An 18353-nucleotide genomic window follows, 5' to 3' on the forward strand; every position below is an offset into this window, starting at 1 on the left:
AAAAAAGTTCTCTTTTGTTAGTTATAATGTTAGTGGTATTAGCTCATTTTATATTACGGACATGGGTTTTCCATTGCATCAATCCATTCATTAATAAGGGCAGTACCTTCACGATGCGAAGTTGTCCTTCCTATAGGAGGCATCATTTCAGACTGTTGTGTTGATTGCATTTTGAAGGGAAGCAAAGACATCCACGAGTCCTGAGCTGCAATAATATAGGTTTGATTACCACTTACAAAATCATGTGGTTCTACACATATCCCAAGATTAATAGGGTTTGTAGTTGCCACAAAAGCAAGATTTAAAGGCATATCGTCACAATTTCCACCGGGAGTATGGCAATGCGCGCAGTTAATATCAAGATAGGAACGTGCCCTCAGGTCAAGCGATTTACTTTCATCTTCCCAGTTTACAGTTGCGGTTGTATTTTGAGCATAATCGTTAATATAACCTTCTGACTTCCATTTTTCCAGTTGATTTTGCTCTCCCGTTGTATAGCTGAAATTTTTAAAAAGATTTTGTGGTTTAATACCTATTGGAGTATATATACTGTTGCTGGAATGGCATGTAGTACAGTCATTACCATTGGGAATAACATAATTTACAGATTTTTCACGTTCGTTCTGCATCCAGGTTACAGTTGTAGTGCTGCCATCCATATCAAGAAAAGCCTCAGTCTGGTCATTATTCCATACATAGCTGGCAAAAATCCACCCGTCTGCTTTTTTAATCATTACACGGGTTTCAATTATGCGGGTAGTATTGGCGGGTAAAACATTTTCGTAATAAAAATTTTTTATTAGTGCCGCGCCTGTTGGGAAATTCAGAATCTCACTATCTGAAGTATAAATAGCATGAGAACCTTCGGGCATCCATACAAAACGTTTTTTTAGGGCATAATCTGTAAATAATGAACTGTTTAAATCGTAGGGGAGAACTTTGTAAGCCGGTTCGAGATTTTTAAGTTCTCCTTCAAAAAATTTATAATCGGATAGCTTAGGATAGGGTACAGTAGTAAGATCTACTACTACAGGAGATAAGTCTTTGTAATCTGAGCTATCATCAGATGATCCGCATGATATAATAGTTGCAAACGCAGATAATAGTAAAAAAGTAATTAAAAGGTAATGTTTCCTCATGCGATTTTTTAATAACAGTTTTTTACAAATATATATTATTTGCTTATATATCAACTATTTCTTTAAAAATCGGCAGAGGTATAAATTTACAGATCAAGTTTTATATTATATTTTGATAATTCTTCAAGAGCCTGTGGGGAAGTATAGTCAAAAGTTTGAGAATGTTTAAGGTGTTCTTTTTTCTGGTTGATACGTATTACAGCTTTACAAAAACGGCGTACTTCATCATCATTTGCCAGGATTAGGTGCGGCACCGATACATTTTTACCATTGGCATCTTTTGCTACCATAGTAAAATAAGATGAATTGCAGTGTTTTATCTTTCCGGTCTGTATATTTTCAGATGTTACTCTTATACCAACAACCATAGAGCTGTTGCCCACATAGTTTACAGATGCTTTCATAGTTACCAATTCACCTACTTCTATAGGATTAAGAAAATCTACGGTGTCAACAGATGCTGTTACACAATAGGTGCCTGAATACTTAGAAGCAGCAGCAAAAGCAATCTGATCCATGAGCATTAATATATATCCGCCATGTATTTTTCCACTAAAGTTAGTGTGGGATGGCAGCATAAGTTCTGATATAGTAACTCTTGAACTGTTTACTTTTTTATATATTATGTCCATTACATTAAGGGTTTAGCAGGTTTTCATCATTTAGTTCGGCATCTTCTTCCTGCTGAAGAGCGCGGTTAAGTATGTTTTCCGGAAGCGACTTTTTGGCTTTTGCTCCCATCTTTTTAAGTTTTTCTATACTTGTAATTATATTTCCACGGCCATCTACCAGTTTGCCCATTGCATTTTGGTATTCGTTTTGGGCGTCTTTCATTTTGTTGCCTACTTTGGTAAGATCGCCTACAAAACCTTCAAATTTATCATAAAGTGCTCCGGCCTGGCGTGCAATTTCGTATGCATTTTCCTGTTGCTTCTGGTTTGTCCACATACTGTCTATGGTGCGTAAAGTAGCTAATAGCGTACTAGGGGTTACAATTACTATATTTCGCTCAAAAGCTTTACCATACAAAGATGAATCTTCATTAAGGGCAATTGCAAAAGCAGGTTCCATAGGTATGAAAAGCAATACAAAATCAGGACTTTCAATTTTATAAAGATCATGATAGTTCTTTTCGCTTAACTGATCTACATGTCGCTTAATAGAGTTAACGTGTTCTTTAAGATGTACCATTCGTAACGGATCATCTTCTTCATTAACATAACGCTCATAGGATACAAGCGAAACCTTTGAATCGACAATCATCTTTTTGCCATCCGGCAGATTAATAACTACATCGGGCTGTACACGGCTGCCTTCATCAGTTATATGGCTTTGCTGTACATAGTATTCACGGTCTTTTTCAAGTCCCGATTTTTCAAGTACACGTTCCAGTATAAGCTCCCCCCAGTTACCCTGCATTTTGGTATCGCCTTTTAGGGCACGTGTAAGGTTAAGCGTTTCTTTGCTCATTTGTTCGTTCATATCGCGCAGGCCAATAATTTGCTGGCGTAATGCGGCGTGATAGTCAATACTTTCTTTATGGGTATCTTCTACTTTTTTTTCAAAAAGGTGGATTTTTTCCTGAAGTGGAGAAAGAATATTTTTAAGGTTTTCGCGGTTCTGTTCGGTAAATTTTGTCGATTTCTCTTCTAATATCTTATTGGCTAAGTTTTCAAATTCTTTGGTAAACTTTTCGCGAAGCTCATCGGTTTCCTGTCGCTGTTCGCGCATGCGTTCCAGCAGGTTATCAAAATCAGTTTCTTTTTTTGTAAGCTGAATGGAAAGAGCATCTTTAGCCAGTCTTAAGCTGTCGCGTTCGGCATGTGCCTGTACTAGTTGTTTTTCTATGCCTAAAAGTTCGTTTTGCGATTGCTGTTTCAGTTGTTCAATTTGCAACTGCAGATTGTTATTACGTTCTTCATGTATTTTTTTATCAGCATTGGTTTTAGATGAAAATACGATCTTGCCAATGTAAGTACCTATGGCAAGGGCAATAATAAAAGCAAGTAATAATGTGATAGTATCGGGCATTGATGTAGTTTTTGTAAGAGGTAAAAATAATGAAAATACTTCTATCTTTGAGAACTAACATTTTCTAAATGAAGTTAACAAACATTTTTACTTTTATTCTCTTTTGTATAGTGCATTATGTGAATGCTCAAAAGATAAAAGTTAATAAAAATTTGGCTGTTGAACAAAGTAAAATATTCTATAAAGGATATGAACCTAATAAGCGACAACTTTATTGTTATGATATCATGAATAATGATACAATCACTGTTTATATCGTTAAGCCAGCATTAGAAGGGTATACTTTTAAATTGCAATTTTTTAAAGGGAATGTAGTTCCTAAAGTCGTAAAAATTACAGATTATCCCGCATTTGATGGGAAATCTTCGATTGAACTTGAGCTATCAAAATCCGAACTTGAGATTAATGATACTGTTTTTAAATCTGGAGATACACTACGTGTAAAATTTATGGTTATATCCAAAGATCATAGGTATTACGAAAAGAAAAAATTTAAAGGAGAGATTTTTCATATAATAGGAGGTAACAGGTATGTATGGGAAAATGGAAAGTCTATACATCATAAATTTTGGAAAAATGGAAAAACAGTTTACTCACTTCAAAAACCTAAAGAAGACTAATCCATAAAACTATAAAACATCAAACGCAAACATATAATGTCTCAAAACTACGTAACGTTCAAAAAGTTTCCTGATATCACTCAGGCAATGGCACTTCAGCAATTTTTAATTGATAATGGTATAGAATGCATTTTTCAGGATACTTCGCCTACTACGGGTAGTGCTATTTCCGGCGATTATATGAGGGAATATGAAATACAATTGCGCCCGGATACCTTTGAACAAGCCGAAGAACTATTAGAAAAACAGGCAGAAACAATGCTTACCGATCTGCCGGATGATTATTACCTATTGTCATTTTCTGATAAAGAACTGTTTGACGTTGTTTTAACGCATGATGAATGGAGCGAATTTGATTATATACTTGCCCGAAGATTACTTGAAGAAAGAGGAAAAGGTATTGATGAAGCTCATTTAATAGCAATGAGAAAACAGCGAATAGCTGATCTTGCTAAACCGGAAAAAGATCAGACGGCTTGGGTAATTGCAGGTTATATACTAGCTCTTTTAGGTGGGTTTTTCGGTATTATTACAGGTTATGTACTTTATACTTCACAAAAAACACTTCCTAATGGCCAGGTGGTATATACCTATAGCGATAAAGACAGGAAGCAAGGTAAAAATATACTCATATTGGGTATAGTAATGATTTTGGTACTTATAGCTATGAAAGTATTGCTTTATTCCTAATATACAAGCTTTAAATTATTGTCTTTATTAGCTCTTACAATTTGTTTATTAAGTAAATTGCAGTAAAAATAAGGCTATGCAAAAGAGTATTTTATGGGACGGGATAAATAACGATACAGATGAGCATTGTGCTGTAAATTATCTGGCAAATTGTATCGTGGTCCGCTCAGAAATTGAGGGGTGGGCACATGGTGTACCCGTGTATGCAGACTATACTTGTAAGCTAGATCTGTCATGGAATGTACAGGAGTTTGATATTAATTTTCATTTAAGGGATACGCAGCACAGCTATGGGTTTTTATGTGATGCTAATGGAAAATGGACAGATGCTTTAGGAAAGGTTTATCCTGAATTTGAAGGCTGCAGATATATAGATATTTCGCTTTCTCCTTTTACCAATTCTTTACCTGTTAATGGCTTAAATCTTTCTGATAATGAATCTGCCGAATTAGATCTTGTTTATATAGATATTATAAACAATCAAATCCGTAAAGAGCGCCAGCATTATACCAAACTTAATAAAAGCACCTATCGTTTTGAAAGTAACCAAGGTGCGTTTAAAGCCGATATTTCTGTTGATGAGGATGGTTTTGTAACCCATTATCCGGGTTTATTCAATATGATTCAGGCAAAATAATAAAATGGCAAACGGCTTTATTATTCATAGAAAAAACTAAGAATTTGATTAAATTTGGGGAAATTGCCGCCAATCATGAATATTAAAGTTATAGCTTTTGATGCCGATGATACCCTATGGGTAAACGAACCTTTTTTTCAGGAAACCGAAAAGAAATTTTATCAGTTGATGGAAGATTATCTTCCGCCTCATAGTATAGCTAAAGAATTGTTTAAAATTGAAATAGAAAATCTGGTGCTGTACGGTTATGGTATTAAGGCTTACATTTTAAGTATGATAGAAGCTGCCTTGCATATATCTGAAAATACTATTAGCGTTGAAGCTATAAGTAGGATAATTGAGTTTGGTAAAGAAATGCTGGACAAGCCAATTGAACTTCTTGATGGGGTAGAAGATACTCTTAAAGCCCTTCACGGTAGATATAAACTGGTAGTAGCCACTAAAGGTGATCTTAAAGATCAGCATAAAAAGCTGCATGAATCGGGTCTTGGACATTATTTTCACCATATTGAGGTATTATCAGACAAGCAAAAAATAGATTATCAAAAAATGCTCAAAAGGCTGGAGGTAGAGCCATCAGAATTTTTCATGATCGGGAATTCTTTAAAGTCGGATGTATTGCCGGTACTGGAAATAGGAGGCCATGCCTGCCATATTCCTTTTCATACTACATGGGCACACGAACAGATAGATCATACTATTGAGCATCCTAATTTTAGGGAGGTGGAAAGTATTTCACAAATTCTGTCGCTGCTCTCTTAGATTTGTATCATTATATTTGAAAAACGGTATAGAATGGAACCTCTTTTTTTTAAAACCCCTAATGATTTCAGGCAATGGCTTAGCAAGAATCATGATAAAGAAACTGAGCTTTTAGTGGGTTTCCATAAAAAAGGAACCGGGAAACCAAGTATTACATGGCCTGAATCTGTAGAGCAGGCATTGTGTTTTGGCTGGATAGACGGTGTTAGAAGATCATTTAATGAAGATAGCTACACCATACGCTTTACACCCCGAAAAGCAACCAGTACCTGGAGTGCAATAAATATAAATAAGATAGAAGAACTAATTGCTGAAAACCTTGTAAATGAAGCAGGTCTTTCTGCCTATGCAAAAAGAAAAGAAAGTAATTCTAAAATCTATAGTTATGAGAGGGAAGAAGATGCAGAGCTTCCAAAAGCTATGGAAAAAATATTTAAAGCAAATAAACCTGCGTGGGAATTTTTTATAAAACAGCCTCCTTATTATCGTAAAATAATGCTGCATCATATTGTGTCGGCAAAGCAGGATAAAACCAAACAGTCCCGTTTTGATGCTTTGGTAAAGGCATGTGCCGAGGAGAAAAGATTGCGTTGAAACAGCAGCAGCTACGATGTATAGGTATTATATTACAATTTTTTATATTATATTTGAGTTATATACATATAAGCCTGATTATTAATCTAACAACCAATTTAATATGAAAAAATCAATCAGAATTTTTGCGCTGCTGGCTATTGGAATATGTTTTGCTTTTGCATTGCCAAAAAAAGGGGAACCTAAAAAGATCAATGTACTTATAGATGCCGGACATGGCGGTAAAGATTATGGGGCAGTTCATAATGCTTTTAGAGAAAAGGAGATTACAAATCAAATTGCGGCTAAAATAATGGCTGTAAACAGCGATAAAGAAATAGTGCTGCACTTTACAAGAGAAGAAGATGCTTTTGTTGACCTTAACGAACGTGTAGAGGCAATGAATACTATTAAGCCAGATCTTGTACTGTCTTTACATGTAAATTATACTAATAAAGAAGAGAGCCGTTCAGGGATGGAGTTTTTTGTGTGTAAAGATGCAAAAGAAGCTTCAAAATCTATAGCTTATGCCAATAAGTTGTCGGATAAATTTGAAAATAAAGGATATAAAGTTGCCGAACTAAAATATGCTAACTTTTACACGTTAAAAAAATCTGAAGTACCAACTGTTGTCATGGAATTGGGGTATCTTTCAAACGAAATTGACAGGGCTTACCTTACTAACAATAAAACACAGGATGAAATTGCCGGTATTGTGGCAGACTTCCTTAAAGAAATAAAGTAAAAATATCATGGCGCAACAAAGCTATAAAAATCATATACGGTTTTATACACCTCATCATTTTGTGTTTTATCCGGTAATGCTTGTATTTATTATAGCTTCGGCATGGTTGGCATTTTCAGATAGCGATAATATGCTTATATGGCTTTTTATTACTTCTGCATTTATAGCCATAACATTATTAAGTTTTATGATGCGCCAGCACTATGCATTAACCCTGCAGGACAGAATTGTACTGCTGGAATTACGTTATCGTTTTTTTGCAACTACAGGCGAGCGTCTTGAAATGTATGAAAACATGCTTACCGAGGGGCAACTATTTGCCTTACGTTTTGCACAGGACGATCAGTTACTTCTACTAATCCGTAAAGCTATTAATGAAGAATTATCTCCTGATGCTATAAAACAATCTATTAAAGACTGGAAAGCAGATAACAGGAGGGTATAATATAAAAGCGGGGCAATTTAAATTGCCCCGCTTCTTTTAGATTAGGTTCGGAATTTTCTATTGAAAGATTCTTACCTCTAACCTGTTATCTTAAAAATCATCTCCGCTGTTATTTCTGCTGCTGCTGTCACTGCGCCTTCTGTCATTTTCATCATCATACCTGTACTCATTTTCAGAACTTGAAGATGATGTGCTTCTGGTTTCTTCATTTTCTGTTCTTCCCGGGCTGCGTTGCATCTGGTCGTTTTGATTCCAGTCATTATTTTCTGTGCCGCGGTTAGCTGAAGTGCTTCCCATTCTTTTTTCTTCTTCCCAAGTATCTTCATCCTCATTATAGGTTTTTGAACCCATTGAAAATGATTCTTCCTTACTCATATTTCTGCCTGAATCACTTCTGCGGTCTGTAGTATCCCAATTTTCATTATCAGGATTGGTTCTGCCGGCCGTTTCTCTTTTTTCGCCCAGATTGCCTGTATTTTCATTTCTGTTTTCACGGTCGCGATTATTCCAGTCGCGGTTGTCGTTGTTGTTTGTTGACATAATATTTATTTGTTTGGTTGTTAATATTTGTTTTTATATTCTTCTGTTTTGCCGTTCTGAATTTTTTGAGCTGTTTTGGTAGCAGTAGTTTTTTTTGCTGCACCTTTTTCAGCCTGATTCATTGTTTTTTTAAGGTTAGATTCAGAAGGATCTACCGAAAGATCATGTTTAGGTTTACTTGATACTTTTGGTGCCGGTGTTTGGTCTTTTCCTGCCATGATATTGTTTTTTAAAAGGTTACAATACAAAGTTCGTAAAGGGTAATAAAGGTGTGGTTGCCAATTAACGTTCTGTTTAATTGAAAATGTTATAAAAAACCTTAACAATCAATTATATAGCCAGTGTTTTCGGGGTTTTAGTAAATTCCGGTTTATATTATGGTCGTAAAGTTTAACAAACAATTTTGGCTGCCGTGTAAAATCGAACAGTATTATATAAGTACCTTAGTGGTGATTTAATAAGGGTTTACGGGTAAAATTTTTTTCAAAAAAGCTTTTTATCCTTAACTTTAAACATTACTAACTTAACTGTATATTATGGCAACAAACAAATGGGTTCTGGATCTGGCACATTCTGAAGTGCATTTTAAAATAAAACACCTTGTTATCTCTACAATAACGGGTTCATTCAATATTTTTTCGGGTACACTTGAAACTAAAGAGCATGACAATTTTAATAATGCGCATTTTGAAATTAGTATAGATGTGTTTAGTATAGATACTAATAACTCAACAAGGGATGAGCATCTAAAATCTGAAGATTTTTTTAATGCAGATATATATCCTAAAATTAATTTTTCATCAACAGGATTTGTTCACACCGGAGGAGATAACTATAAGCTTACAGGCCAGCTAACTATAAAAGGGGTTACAAAACCGGTAGTGTTTGATGTATTGTTTGGTGGTGAGGCTAAAGATGGTTTTGGTATAAACAGGGCCGGTTTTGAAATTGAAGGTAAAATAAACAGAAACGACTTTAATATTCATGCTCCTGATGTCACAGAAACAGGTGGACTTGTGCTTGGTGAAGATATTAAGCTGCATGCCAATGTGCAGTTTACAAATGAAACAAAATAATAAAAGGGCTTTAAAGCCCTTTTATTATTTTCCGGGATCAATATTCCCCCTTTGTTTTTTATTGTCAGGATGTGAAGCAGGATAACGATCTTTTTCGATATCAGAATTAAAATCACGGTTTTCCGCTGTTTCAATATCTTCATCTTCATTTGCAGTACCACGGCTCTTGCTCACTACTTCGCCATCATCTCGTGTAGTATGGCTGCTCTGGCTTACAGGCGCTGCTTTTTTTTCATCTACATCGCGGGCTCTTTTTACAGTTTCGGTATCACCATCGATATCCTTATCTATTTCAGTTTTCAGTTTATCTTTAGAAGGGTTGTAGTTTTTAGGAAGATTCTCGCCGCTAAAACCTTCATTTTTTTCGCTGAATTTCTCCTGATTGTTTATCTTTTTAGATCCAAGATCTTTAGGATCATCTGTTCCTTGTATCATAGCAATAATTTTTAAATTTATAACTTGTTACCTGAAGTTTATAATATAATTATGGTAGGAGGTAACCATTTCATTTACCGTTTTTTCAAGTGATGGCTTTAAATTTTCATAGCCGTCTTTAAGTTCTCCTTCAGATGTAAAATAATCGGGGAGCTTATATTCAACCAGATTATCATAATCTGTATAAATATCACTAACTGTAAACTTTAAAGTATAGTAATCGCCATAAAAAGTAAGTTTTATATCGTAGCGTATAGTATAGCTAAAGGTTTCACCTTTATTTCGAATAAAAAAGGCATTTTTTTTTAAGGCGCTTATACTCATTGCATTTTGCTGTACATCATACACATCATAGCCTTTTTTGTTTGTACGGTTATATGACGCTGCCCATGCCTTTGATATTTCCAGCAGTTTCTCATTTGAGGTTGCTGGAATATCTGCCTGTACAGGTTCAAAACCCTGCGGTGTAAGTTCAAGCCTGGGCTGTGCAATAGCAGAAATAATTATAAAAAAGCAAAGTAAAGTTAGCAGCCTACGCATGATTATACTTTTTTAAGTGCCTTTTCAAACTCATCCTTTATCATGCCATGCGATAGTAAAAAAGGTTTTTTATCTATGGTTACGGTAATATTATCACCTTGTATAGTATAAGATCCTGCAAATTTTCCAAGCGGGGTATCTCCTTCAAAACTGCCCTGATCTTCATTGCCTGCAAAACTTCCTTTTTCTCCTACGGTACTCCTTATTTTGTTTAAAAGCTGGGTTTTATCGCCCGGGTAACTTACTGTAAACTGGTTAGCCATTGTTAAATGATTTTGTGTTGATAGGTAAATTTAGTCAATACAAAACCTTTTTGTGTTTAGCTTTTGTTAAAGCTGATTATCCCTTACTACAAACCCGCCTTTTTCAGTGTCAAAAAAAATACTTTCCTCATTAAACAAATGATCAAAAGTTTTGTTTTTAATGTGATTTTCAGGTGTGTCCTGTAAAGTGTTTTCTGGAGTCATTACTACAATTTCGTCACTAAGCTGTAACGCGAGATCAAGATCGTGGGTAGAATAAAGTATGCATTTTCCGGTTTCCTGAGCAAGTTTTTTTAAAAGCCTTATAAGGTTTACTTTATGCAGCAAGTCTAAGTGGGTAGTAGGCTCATCAAGTATAATAAGGGGCGTGTCTTGCACTAATGCACGCGCAATAAGTACTTTTTGCAATTGGCCATCGCTAATTTCAAAATGCTTTTTGTGTATAAGCTGCTCTATCTGTGTCAGGGTAATAGCTTCATTAACCTTAGTAAAGTCTTCGGGGCTAAGAGATCCCAGCCAGTTGGTATAAGGCTGTCGGCCTAATGCAACCAGTTCAAACACTGTAAGGTTACTTGGAGGGAGGCTCTCGGTTAATACCACAGCCAGATTTTGAGCCAGTTCTTTAGCGCTGTAAGCTGTAATATTTTTGTCATTTAAGAGTACTGAGCCTTTTAATGGTTTTTGTATTCCGGTAAGTGTTCGCAGTAAAGTAGATTTTCCTATACCATTGGCACCAATAAGTGCAATAAGATTTCCTTCAGAAAATTTCAGGTTAATATCATGGGCTATGGCATTGGTCTCTTTTTTAGTATGATAACCAATACTTATATCCTGTGCCGATAGTATGATATTGCCTTTTTTCATGAATTAACTGTATATAGCTTTTCGTTTACGCATTAAAAGCCAAATTACTATTGGTGCACCTACTATAGATGTTACAGCATTTATAGGCAGTACAAATTCTGTACCCGGTATTTGGGTAAAAGTATCACAAAGCAGTAAAATTATTGCTCCTGATAGCAATGTACCTCCGTATAAAACAAGATGACTACTGGTTTTAAAAACAAGTTTGGCAATATGGGGTACAACTAACCCAATAAAAGCTATAGGGCCTGTAAAAGCTGTAACTGTACCTGTAAGCAGGCTTGTTGCAAGAATAATAGTCAGCCTTGTTCTGCTAAAGTTTATACCCATGCTTTTAGCATAGCGTTCGCCTAATAAAAGGGCATCAAGTGGTTTTATACATATTGCAGCCATAGCAAGACCTATGCAGCATGTTAGTGCAAGTATAATAATATGTTCCCATGGCAGATTGCCAAGACTGCCTAACACCCAAAAAGTATATTTTTGAAGTTGTTCGGCACTGCTAAAAAAAGTGAGTACATTTACAATGGCTCCGGTAAAGCTTGCAAACATAAGCCCTATAATAAGCACCGCCATAGTATCCCTAAGCCTTTGCGCTACTACTAATACAGCTAATAAAACTAAAAAACTACCGGTGGTAGATGCCAGAACAATACCATAAGGAGAAATAAAAAAGCCGGCCAGTATTCCCGGTACTAAGCCTGCACCAAGTATTACAAATGCTACACCCAGACTGGCTCCCGAGCTAAGGCCTAAAACGTCCGGCCCTGCAAGAGGGTTTCTAAAAAGGGTTTGCATTAGCAAACCGCTTACAGATAATCCCATGCCTACTAATAAGGCGGTAATAGCCTTTGGCAGCCTGTATTGTAATATGATATAGTGCCATGTGCTTTTAGATGCTTCGCCACCTGTAAGGCTCAGTACAACATCTTTAAAAGGAATTTTTACTGAACCTAAACTAATATTTAGTAAAAACAAAAATATTAGGGCAATACCCAGGGAGCTAAAAATTATTATGTTCCTTTTCTTATTAAGCAAGGGGATTATTTTAGTTTTTCAAAAAAATGTAGTTCGTAATCCGGCAGTAATTCAGGATGGAATATATATATAAGGTCTTTAAGTACCAGGTCAGGACGGTTTGGCGCCAGCTCATAATATATAAGCCCGTCGGTTGCACCCTTTTTACTGCTGTACGAATATACGTTTTTAGTTTTGAATGCCTTAAATTGAGCATAGTGTGGATTTGCATCTACCATTTGCTTAAAGGTAGTAAACTGGCTGGGGCCTATCCAGTAATCGGCATTTTCAGCTTTATCAAGTACTGTTTCAAAACTCAGGTTAAGGCTTCCTGTACCTTTAGAATCAGCCCATAAGTAATCGGCTTTAGCATCTTTTAAAAACAGGGCTGCCCAGCTTCCTCCCTGAGGCAGGTACCAGTGATCCTGAAACATAGCACCGCTTAAAACAGTAGGTTTATCGGTAGCTTTTTGCGCTAATGCGAATGCTTTTTTATATTCGTTTTCTATATTATTAAAAATTTTATCAGCTTTATCTTCTTTATCATATAATGCGCCAAAAAATTTTATCCATTCAGCTTTGCCAAGAGGTGTTTGCTCTGTCCAGTCTCCATTATATAAAATTTTTAACCCGCTTTTTTCAAGGCTGTTTAGTGATTTATTATTACTGCTAATACTAAAACCCACTACAGCATCGGGGGCAAGATCTATCATTACTTCTGTATTAAGGCTCTCGTTTGCACCTGCTTCTTTAACCTTACCGCTATCTATTCGTGCCCTTGTCTTTTTAGATGATATAAAATCGGTACCCGGAAAACCAACCAGTGTATTTTCTACACCCAGGGTTTCCAGCGAAGGTATATGTGTAGTTGAGGTTACCACTACTGCTTTAAGCGGTACCTGAACGGTTGTGTAATTTTTAAGGCTATCAGGAAGTATCCCTCCTTTTTTTTGCATTACATAAGTGTATGCTTTTTTTGCATCAGGCCACGGATTTGTAACTTTTACAACAGTAAAACCATTGTAACGGTATATTTGTAAGCCTTTGGCGTGTTTTACTGTATTGACAGGAGCCAGACTATTTGCACTCGTGGTTTTAGTATCGTTTTTGCAGCCGGATATTGTTAATACTACAAAAAGAAGCAGGTAATAAAGGTTTCTCATAAAAAATATTCAACAGATGCAAATGTATAAATTAAATATCTCAACATAAATACTATATTTGCACCACTTAAGGTTGTAATGCTTTTTTTAAGCAATTACATTAAAAGGGAATCAGGTTTAACACCTGAGCTGTTCCCGCAACTGTAAGCTTATCCTTAAAAGGGAGGCTGTTGTAAGCTACAAACCACTGTGCATTACGCACGGGAAGGTAAACAACAGTACGCAAGCCAGGAGACCTGCCTTAGGTATAACTAATATCGGGCCTTCGGGAAAAAGGGCTTGCGAATTATGAAACTGAACAAAATCATTTTATCGTTGTTATTACTGATGTGCCAGATTGTAGTGGCGCAAACCGATACTATTGCTCTTAAAGAAGTAATTATATCTGATACGCAATTACGCGATTTTTCTACCACACAATCGGTGCAAGTACTTAATGACTCTGTTATTAGTAAAAATGCAGCATCATTAACATCGCTACTACAATATAATACTGCTATTTATTTTAAAGAAAACGGTTTGGGTATGGTATCATCGCCATCGTTTAGAGGAACAACAGCCTCTCAAACTGCCGTAATATGGAATGGTATAAACATTAATTCGCAATTATTGGGGCAAACCGATTTTAATGTTCTTAATACCCGCGATTTTAGTACTATAAGTGTTAGGGCAGGGGGGGGAAGTGTAGCCTATGGAAGCAGCGCGATTGGAGGAAGTATTCATCTTACTAACGATTTGTCTTTTGGAAATAAATTTGAAAACAGTCTGCGCGCAGATTATGGCAGTTACAATACGCTTGGGGTAAATTATCATCTTAATGCATCTTCAGATAACGTAAGTGCTACAGCCAGTATAAGCCACAATAGTTCTGATAACGATTATGATTATCCGGACACCAACCAAAAAAACGAAAACGGGGAGTATTACAATACAAGTATTAATACAGCATTTGCTTATAAGGTTAATGCTGAAAATATATTTCGCTTTTACAGTTATATTTTTGATGGTGAAAGGCATTTTTCGGGTACTCTGGCAGCAAGTTCCCGTAGTAAATATCAGGATACCAATACGCGTAACCTTTTAGAGTGGACAGGTAACTATGGTAAATTTACTTCAACGCTTAAAGGAGCATATCTTAATGAAAAATATAAATACTTCGAGAATAAAACGAATAACATATATAGTTTTGGCGAGGTAAAAACATATATAGCAAGGTACGACCTTACTTATGACGTAACAGATGCCATTAAGCTAAATACGATACTTAACTATACTCATAATGATGGTGAAGGATCTGATATTGAAAATAAAAAAAGAGATATTGGTTCTGTTAGTTTGTTAATGAAACACAGATTAAACAGCAGGTTACAATATGAATTTGGTATTCGTAAAGAAGTTACAGATATTTATGAAAGTCCTGTTCTTTTTTCATTGGGAACTAATATTTCGGTAGCGCGTTTTTATGATATAAAACTAAATGCTTCACGCAATTTCAGGATACCTACTTATAACGATCTTTATTGGGCTGGTAGTGGTAATCCAGATCTTAACCCCGAAACCTCTTATCAGGCAGAGATCGGTAATGTATTTAAAGTAAATTCTTTTACGCTTAGTATTACCGGATATTATATTAAACTGAGTGAAATGCTTAGATGGGTACCGTCAAGCAGTGGTATCTGGATGCCCGAGAATGTAGGCAAAGTAAATACTTATGGTATTGAGACTATACTTAACTGGAGGAAAAAAATAGGCGGGGGCAGTTTAGAATTTGCAGGTACTTATGCTTACACTGTTTCAAGAGAAGATGGAACAAGTGACCAGCTTATTTATGTGCCTTTTCATAAAGCAACTGCTTCTTTGGCGTATTCTTATAAAAATGTATCCGGTTATTACCGCCATTTGTTTAATGGAGAGGTTTTTACTTCTTCGGACAATTTTTATAAAATAGATCCTTACAATGTATCATCAATAGGTGCTGCATATACTTTTAAGCTCCTTTCAGGATTTGATGTTGGCTTTCAGGTAAATAACCTGTGGAATGCTGCTTACCAAAACGTAGCTGTAAGACCAATGCCTGGTCGCAATTATAACATGTATCTTAATTTTAAATTTTAAATATAAATGAAACTACACAAACTAATCTTAACAGCCATAGCGGGATCGCTTTTGTTTGTATCATGTAGCGATGATGATGCGCAGAATAAACCTTCGGGAGCTTATGATAACGGAGTTCTTATTCTTAACCAGGGCGTTTTCGGACATGGTGATGCTTCAGTATCATTTCTTTCAGATGCTATGACTATTGAAAACAACATTTTTGCAGCGGTTAACAACAATGCGTTGTTAGGAGATACGGGACAAGACATAGGCCTTAACGGAGAGTATGCTTATGTGGTTATGAATGTTTCAAATAAAATAGAAGTTGTAAACCGTTATACATTTGTAAAAGTGGCTACAATTGCCAACGGACTTGTTAATCCAAGATATATCGCTTTTGCTAACGGAAAAGCTTATGTAACTAATTGGGGTGATGGTTCTGACACAACAGATGATTATGTTGCTGTAATTGATCTGGCAACTAATGCTGTTACATCTAATATTCCTGTGGCCGAAGGTCCTGAAAGAATTGTTGAAGAAAATAATAAACTATATGTTACTCATAAGGGTGGATATAACTATGGTAATACTGTAACGGTAATCAATTCTTCTAATGATACTGTGGCTACAACAATAACTGTGGGCGATGTGCCTAATACTCTTGAAATTGAAGATGGAAAGCTTTATGTAATGAGTGAAGGTACTCCGTCATGGGGTGGAGCTGAGACGGCAGGCCAGCTTGATATTATAAACCTTAACAATAATACTGTTAGTAAAACTATTGCTTTTACGGCTACACAACATCCTTCGAACCTTGTAATTGATAATAATAAAATATACTATACAATAGACAATGAAGTATATGTTATGGCATTAAACACAACAACTTTACCTACTATTCCGTTATTTACTACAGAAGAACAGGATGTTTACGGTATTTACAGCTTTGCGGTAAATGATAATCATATTTATGTAGGTGATGCAGGAGATTATACTGTTAACGGTAAGGTGTTTGTATATTCTACAGCAGGTGTAATGCAAAACGGTTTTACTGTAGGCATGGTACCAGCCGGTTTCTATTTTAACGACTAAAGTTCTCTTATTTATGTTTGGTTTAATTCCTGCGGGCTAAGTTCCGCAGGTTTTAATTTTTAAATAAAAATACCACGTTAGAAATTAATGTTTAGACTACGTTATTTTTTAATTAGAAAAGGCTTCCGTTTTTCCGGAAGCCTTTTTGTTTTTTTATTGGAGTTGTTTAAGCAGGTCTAAAGAGCCCTCGGGCATTTCATCTATATACATTTCTGTACCAAATCGGCGCATATTTTTGGTGTTTTTAAAGCTTTCAAAATCTTTAGCCTGTTTTTCCCTGCCGGCAGATCTGCCTCCGGTTCCGGTAATCTGTGCAATGGCTTCGGCAAGCAGTGGTTCTGTTGCATTGCCAATAACACCCATATTGCCAATATCCTCTTTATGTTCAATTGTAGGAGCAATACCATTGCTGTATTCACCAAAGCCCTCTTTATTTACAGTTCTTATAACAATAGGCTGCATAGCATATCTATGACTGCCGTTAACATCTTTTTTTGAAAAAGTAGGCGAATCATATAAAGTAACCGATCCTACATTTTTACCTACTGTTGTTTCGCCTATAAGGGTAACATTAATATAAGGCTTAAGGCAGTTTATAACAAGCTCACTGGCTGAAGCAGTAGCATCTGTAGCGATTATATATACTCTGTTGAGGTTAAGGTGGTTTATGCTGGTTCCGTTGCTTAATTTGTCTGAAAAAAGGTTTACAAGAGCTTCAGGATTCTTATTTTCATAATACGCCTGCAGTTTTGAGTTCCATTGCTGTTTAGCAAATAACTGGCCTGTAAACTGACCCGTTATCATACTGGCAAGATAGCTTGCTGTACGCACAGACCCCCCGCCATTATAACGAAGGTCTAAAACAAGATCATTAACACCCGCAGAAGAAAGCTGCGCAAATGCATTATTAAGATCGGCATCATAAGTATTATAAAAACCATTATACATAAGGTAGCCTATTTTGTGGCTTCCTTCTTCAATAACGCTTACATTATATACCGGGTTCTCAGCGTATTCTGCTTTTACAAGATCTACAGTAACGCCTGTTGGTACAACTGTCTCATCTATATAATTAGCAAGGCTAAGAGTATATTGGCCGGCACCTAAAAGTTCCTGATAATTAGATACCGTAAGCTGTGTGCCGTTTACGGCATAAAAAATGTCGCCACGTTTAATGTTTTTTGTAGCGGCATCTGTTCCGGGTAATATGTATCGCACATAGCCAAAAATAGTTGTTTTGCTTTCATCGGCATATACAAGCTGATAGTCAACGCCATTGCTTGTTGCAACACCCTGCAATACATTTTCAAGTACATGGAAGTCAGAAAATATAACACTAAAGCGGTCAGCTTTTGTTCCGTCAGGATATTGTCGGTATAAAAGGCTTTCAAACAAACTCTCCGGTGAAGAATAGCCTTCTAAGAAGTTATTTAATTGTTCCTGATTAGCAAATCGGTCATCAGCAAGATTAGGCACATTTTCCTGCCACAGATAGTAAAGATTTAAACCCTTCCATATAAAATCGTTTACAGGAACGGCGTTATCATCCATATCTTCACATCCCTGAAAAGCAAATGCAGCTAATACAAGGCTCGCTAATAGTATTTTAATCTTTTTCATCCGG

The 18353-nt window shown here is 36.0% G+C and carries 22 protein-coding genes and 1 riboswitch; of the genes, 10 read left to right on the forward strand and 12 right to left on the reverse strand.

Features of this window, described 5'->3' with window-relative positions; translation table 11 throughout:
• Positions 1 to 53: 53 nt before the first annotated feature.
• The 3 genes from NHE85_RS10625 to rmuC form a co-directional block, all read right to left on the reverse strand.
• The gene (locus tag NHE85_RS10625; protein WP_252812005.1) at positions 54 to 1139 is read right to left on the reverse strand and encodes a hypothetical protein; all 1086 of its coding nucleotides are present in this window, start codon (positions 1137 to 1139) and stop codon (positions 54 to 56) included.
• 86 nt (positions 1140 to 1225) lie between these two features.
• On the reverse strand, positions 1226 to 1771 hold the full coding sequence (locus NHE85_RS10630; RefSeq protein WP_252812006.1) for an acyl-CoA thioesterase: 546 nt from the start codon (positions 1769 to 1771) through the stop codon (positions 1226 to 1228).
• 4 nt (positions 1772 to 1775) lie between these two features.
• On the reverse strand, positions 1776 to 3170 hold the full coding sequence (gene rmuC / locus NHE85_RS10635) for a DNA recombination protein RmuC (RefSeq protein ID WP_252812007.1): 1395 nt from the start codon (positions 3168 to 3170) through the stop codon (positions 1776 to 1778).
• 68 nt (positions 3171 to 3238) lie between these two features.
• On the opposite strand from rmuC, the gene NHE85_RS10640 reads away from it, so the two are divergent.
• The 7 genes from NHE85_RS10640 (at position 3239) to NHE85_RS10670 (ending at position 7642) form a co-directional block, all read left to right on the forward strand.
• Positions 3239 to 3790, forward strand: a complete 552-nt coding sequence (locus NHE85_RS10640; RefSeq protein ID WP_252812008.1) for a hypothetical protein — start codon at positions 3239 to 3241, stop codon at positions 3788 to 3790.
• A 36-nt stretch (positions 3791 to 3826) separates the two neighbouring features.
• Positions 3827 to 4480, forward strand: a complete 654-nt coding sequence (locus NHE85_RS10645; RefSeq protein ID WP_252812009.1) for a hypothetical protein — start codon at positions 3827 to 3829, stop codon at positions 4478 to 4480.
• A gap of 76 nt (positions 4481 to 4556) precedes the next feature.
• The gene (locus NHE85_RS10650) at positions 4557 to 5117 is read left to right on the forward strand and encodes a putative glycolipid-binding domain-containing protein (RefSeq protein WP_252812010.1); all 561 of its coding nucleotides are present in this window, start codon (positions 4557 to 4559) and stop codon (positions 5115 to 5117) included.
• 75 nt (positions 5118 to 5192) lie between these two features.
• Positions 5193 to 5879 carry an HAD family hydrolase gene (locus NHE85_RS10655; protein ID WP_252812011.1) on the forward strand — a complete coding sequence of 229 codons (687 nt, stop codon included), beginning with the start codon at positions 5193 to 5195 and terminating at the stop codon, positions 5877 to 5879.
• 33 nt (positions 5880 to 5912) lie between these two features.
• Positions 5913 to 6473 carry a YdeI family protein gene (locus NHE85_RS10660; protein ID WP_252812012.1) on the forward strand — a complete coding sequence of 187 codons (561 nt, stop codon included), beginning with the start codon at positions 5913 to 5915 and terminating at the stop codon, positions 6471 to 6473.
• Between the two features lie 103 nt (positions 6474 to 6576).
• A complete protein-coding gene (locus NHE85_RS10665; RefSeq protein ID WP_252812013.1) occupies positions 6577 to 7197 on the forward strand; it encodes an N-acetylmuramoyl-L-alanine amidase in 621 nt (206 codons plus the stop codon).
• Positions 7198 to 7204: 7 nt separating this feature from the next.
• Positions 7205 to 7642 carry a DUF6526 family protein gene (locus NHE85_RS10670; protein WP_252812014.1) on the forward strand — a complete coding sequence of 146 codons (438 nt, stop codon included), beginning with the start codon at positions 7205 to 7207 and terminating at the stop codon, positions 7640 to 7642.
• A 90-nt stretch (positions 7643 to 7732) separates the two neighbouring features.
• On the opposite strand, the gene NHE85_RS10675 is transcribed toward NHE85_RS10670, so the two are convergent.
• Positions 7733 to 8182, reverse strand: coding sequence for a hypothetical protein (locus tag NHE85_RS10675; protein WP_252812015.1), 450 nt, complete (start codon positions 8180 to 8182; stop codon positions 7733 to 7735).
• Between the two features lie 20 nt (positions 8183 to 8202).
• On the reverse strand, positions 8203 to 8400 hold the full coding sequence (locus tag NHE85_RS10680) for a hypothetical protein (protein WP_252812016.1): 198 nt from the start codon (positions 8398 to 8400) through the stop codon (positions 8203 to 8205).
• Between the two features lie 318 nt (positions 8401 to 8718).
• On the opposite strand from NHE85_RS10680, the gene NHE85_RS10685 reads away from it, so the two are divergent.
• The gene (locus tag NHE85_RS10685; RefSeq protein ID WP_252812017.1) at positions 8719 to 9258 is read left to right on the forward strand and encodes a YceI family protein; all 540 of its coding nucleotides are present in this window, start codon (positions 8719 to 8721) and stop codon (positions 9256 to 9258) included.
• A 24-nt stretch (positions 9259 to 9282) separates the two neighbouring features.
• Here NHE85_RS10685 and NHE85_RS10690 read toward each other — a convergent pair whose 3' ends face one another.
• The 6 genes from NHE85_RS10690 to NHE85_RS10715 form a co-directional block, all read right to left on the reverse strand.
• Positions 9283 to 9693 (reverse strand): hypothetical protein, encoded by a 411-nt coding sequence (locus tag NHE85_RS10690; RefSeq protein ID WP_252812018.1) that lies wholly within the window; start codon positions 9691 to 9693, stop codon positions 9283 to 9285.
• Positions 9694 to 9720: 27 nt separating this feature from the next.
• A complete protein-coding gene (locus NHE85_RS10695; RefSeq protein ID WP_252812019.1) occupies positions 9721 to 10233 on the reverse strand; it encodes a hypothetical protein in 513 nt (170 codons plus the stop codon).
• 2 nt (positions 10234 to 10235) lie between these two features.
• Positions 10236 to 10496, reverse strand: coding sequence for a hypothetical protein (locus tag NHE85_RS10700; protein WP_252812020.1), 261 nt, complete (start codon positions 10494 to 10496; stop codon positions 10236 to 10238).
• A 66-nt stretch (positions 10497 to 10562) separates the two neighbouring features.
• On the reverse strand, positions 10563 to 11360 hold the full coding sequence (locus tag NHE85_RS10705) for an ABC transporter ATP-binding protein (protein ID WP_252812021.1): 798 nt from the start codon (positions 11358 to 11360) through the stop codon (positions 10563 to 10565).
• 3 nt (positions 11361 to 11363) lie between these two features.
• Positions 11364 to 12398, reverse strand: a complete 1035-nt coding sequence (locus tag NHE85_RS10710; RefSeq protein ID WP_252812022.1) for an iron ABC transporter permease — start codon at positions 12396 to 12398, stop codon at positions 11364 to 11366.
• 5 nt (positions 12399 to 12403) lie between these two features.
• Entirely contained in the window at positions 12404 to 13540 is a 1137-nt protein-coding gene (locus NHE85_RS10715; RefSeq protein ID WP_252812023.1) for an ABC transporter substrate-binding protein, read from the reverse strand.
• 53 nt (positions 13541 to 13593) lie between these two features.
• Positions 13594 to 13799: riboswitch (cobalamin riboswitch) on the forward strand.
• Positions 13800 to 13828: 29 nt separating this feature from the next.
• Between NHE85_RS10715 and NHE85_RS10720 the strand changes: the two genes are divergently transcribed.
• Together NHE85_RS10720 and NHE85_RS10725 are read left to right on the forward strand one after the other, a co-directional pair.
• Positions 13829 to 15655 (forward strand): TonB-dependent siderophore receptor, encoded by a 1827-nt coding sequence (locus NHE85_RS10720; RefSeq protein ID WP_252812024.1) that lies wholly within the window; start codon positions 13829 to 13831, stop codon positions 15653 to 15655.
• A gap of 6 nt (positions 15656 to 15661) precedes the next feature.
• Positions 15662 to 16729, forward strand: a complete 1068-nt coding sequence (locus NHE85_RS10725) for a YncE family protein (RefSeq protein ID WP_252812025.1) — start codon at positions 15662 to 15664, stop codon at positions 16727 to 16729.
• Positions 16730 to 16882: 153 nt separating this feature from the next.
• Here NHE85_RS10725 and NHE85_RS10730 read toward each other — a convergent pair whose 3' ends face one another.
• The gene (locus tag NHE85_RS10730) at positions 16883 to 18349 is read right to left on the reverse strand and encodes a S41 family peptidase (RefSeq protein WP_252812026.1); all 1467 of its coding nucleotides are present in this window, start codon (positions 18347 to 18349) and stop codon (positions 16883 to 16885) included.
• Between the last annotated feature and the right edge of the window lie 4 nt (positions 18350 to 18353).

This window comes from Flavobacterium sp. NRK1, assembly GCF_024054175.1.
GTDB lineage: Bacteria > Bacteroidota > Bacteroidia > Flavobacteriales > Flavobacteriaceae > Flavobacterium.

Bases quoted from the DNA above. Each gene is read 5' to 3' on its own strand.
- NHE85_RS10660 (WP_252812012.1), top strand. From the start codon at position 5,913: ATGGAACCTCTTTTTTTTAAAACCCCTAATGATTTCAGGCAATGGCTT.
- NHE85_RS10725 (WP_252812025.1), top strand. From the start codon at position 15,662: ATGAAACTACACAAACTAATCTTAACAGCCATAGCGGGATCGCTTTTG.
- NHE85_RS10715 (WP_252812023.1), bottom strand. From the start codon at position 13,540: ATGAGAAACCTTTATTACCTGCTTCTTTTTGTAGTATTAACAATATCC.
- NHE85_RS10665 (WP_252812013.1), top strand. From the start codon at position 6,577: ATGAAAAAATCAATCAGAATTTTTGCGCTGCTGGCTATTGGAATATGT.
- NHE85_RS10640 (WP_252812008.1), top strand. From the start codon at position 3,239: ATGAAGTTAACAAACATTTTTACTTTTATTCTCTTTTGTATAGTGCAT.
- NHE85_RS10630 (WP_252812006.1), bottom strand. From the start codon at position 1,771: ATGGACATAATATATAAAAAAGTAAACAGTTCAAGAGTTACTATATCA.
- NHE85_RS10655 (WP_252812011.1), top strand. From the start codon at position 5,193: ATGAATATTAAAGTTATAGCTTTTGATGCCGATGATACCCTATGGGTA.
- NHE85_RS10645 (WP_252812009.1), top strand. From the start codon at position 3,827: ATGTCTCAAAACTACGTAACGTTCAAAAAGTTTCCTGATATCACTCAG.
- NHE85_RS10700 (WP_252812020.1), bottom strand. From the start codon at position 10,496: ATGGCTAACCAGTTTACAGTAAGTTACCCGGGCGATAAAACCCAGCTT.
- NHE85_RS10705 (WP_252812021.1), bottom strand. From the start codon at position 11,360: ATGAAAAAAGGCAATATCATACTATCGGCACAGGATATAAGTATTGGT.
- NHE85_RS10670 (WP_252812014.1), top strand. From the start codon at position 7,205: ATGGCGCAACAAAGCTATAAAAATCATATACGGTTTTATACACCTCAT.
- NHE85_RS10690 (WP_252812018.1), bottom strand. From the start codon at position 9,693: ATGATACAAGGAACAGATGATCCTAAAGATCTTGGATCTAAAAAGATA.
- NHE85_RS10680 (WP_252812016.1), bottom strand. From the start codon at position 8,400: ATGGCAGGAAAAGACCAAACACCGGCACCAAAAGTATCAAGTAAACCT.
- NHE85_RS10675 (WP_252812015.1), bottom strand. From the start codon at position 8,182: ATGTCAACAAACAACAACGACAACCGCGACTGGAATAATCGCGACCGT.
- NHE85_RS10650 (WP_252812010.1), top strand. From the start codon at position 4,557: ATGCAAAAGAGTATTTTATGGGACGGGATAAATAACGATACAGATGAG.
- NHE85_RS10685 (WP_252812017.1), top strand. From the start codon at position 8,719: ATGGCAACAAACAAATGGGTTCTGGATCTGGCACATTCTGAAGTGCAT.
- NHE85_RS10720 (WP_252812024.1), top strand. From the start codon at position 13,829: ATGAAACTGAACAAAATCATTTTATCGTTGTTATTACTGATGTGCCAG.
- NHE85_RS10730 (WP_252812026.1), bottom strand. From the start codon at position 18,349: ATGAAAAAGATTAAAATACTATTAGCGAGCCTTGTATTAGCTGCATTT.
- rmuC (WP_252812007.1), bottom strand. From the start codon at position 3,170: ATGCCCGATACTATCACATTATTACTTGCTTTTATTATTGCCCTTGCC.
- NHE85_RS10695 (WP_252812019.1), bottom strand. From the start codon at position 10,233: ATGCGTAGGCTGCTAACTTTACTTTGCTTTTTTATAATTATTTCTGCT.
- NHE85_RS10625 (WP_252812005.1), bottom strand. From the start codon at position 1,139: ATGAGGAAACATTACCTTTTAATTACTTTTTTACTATTATCTGCGTTT.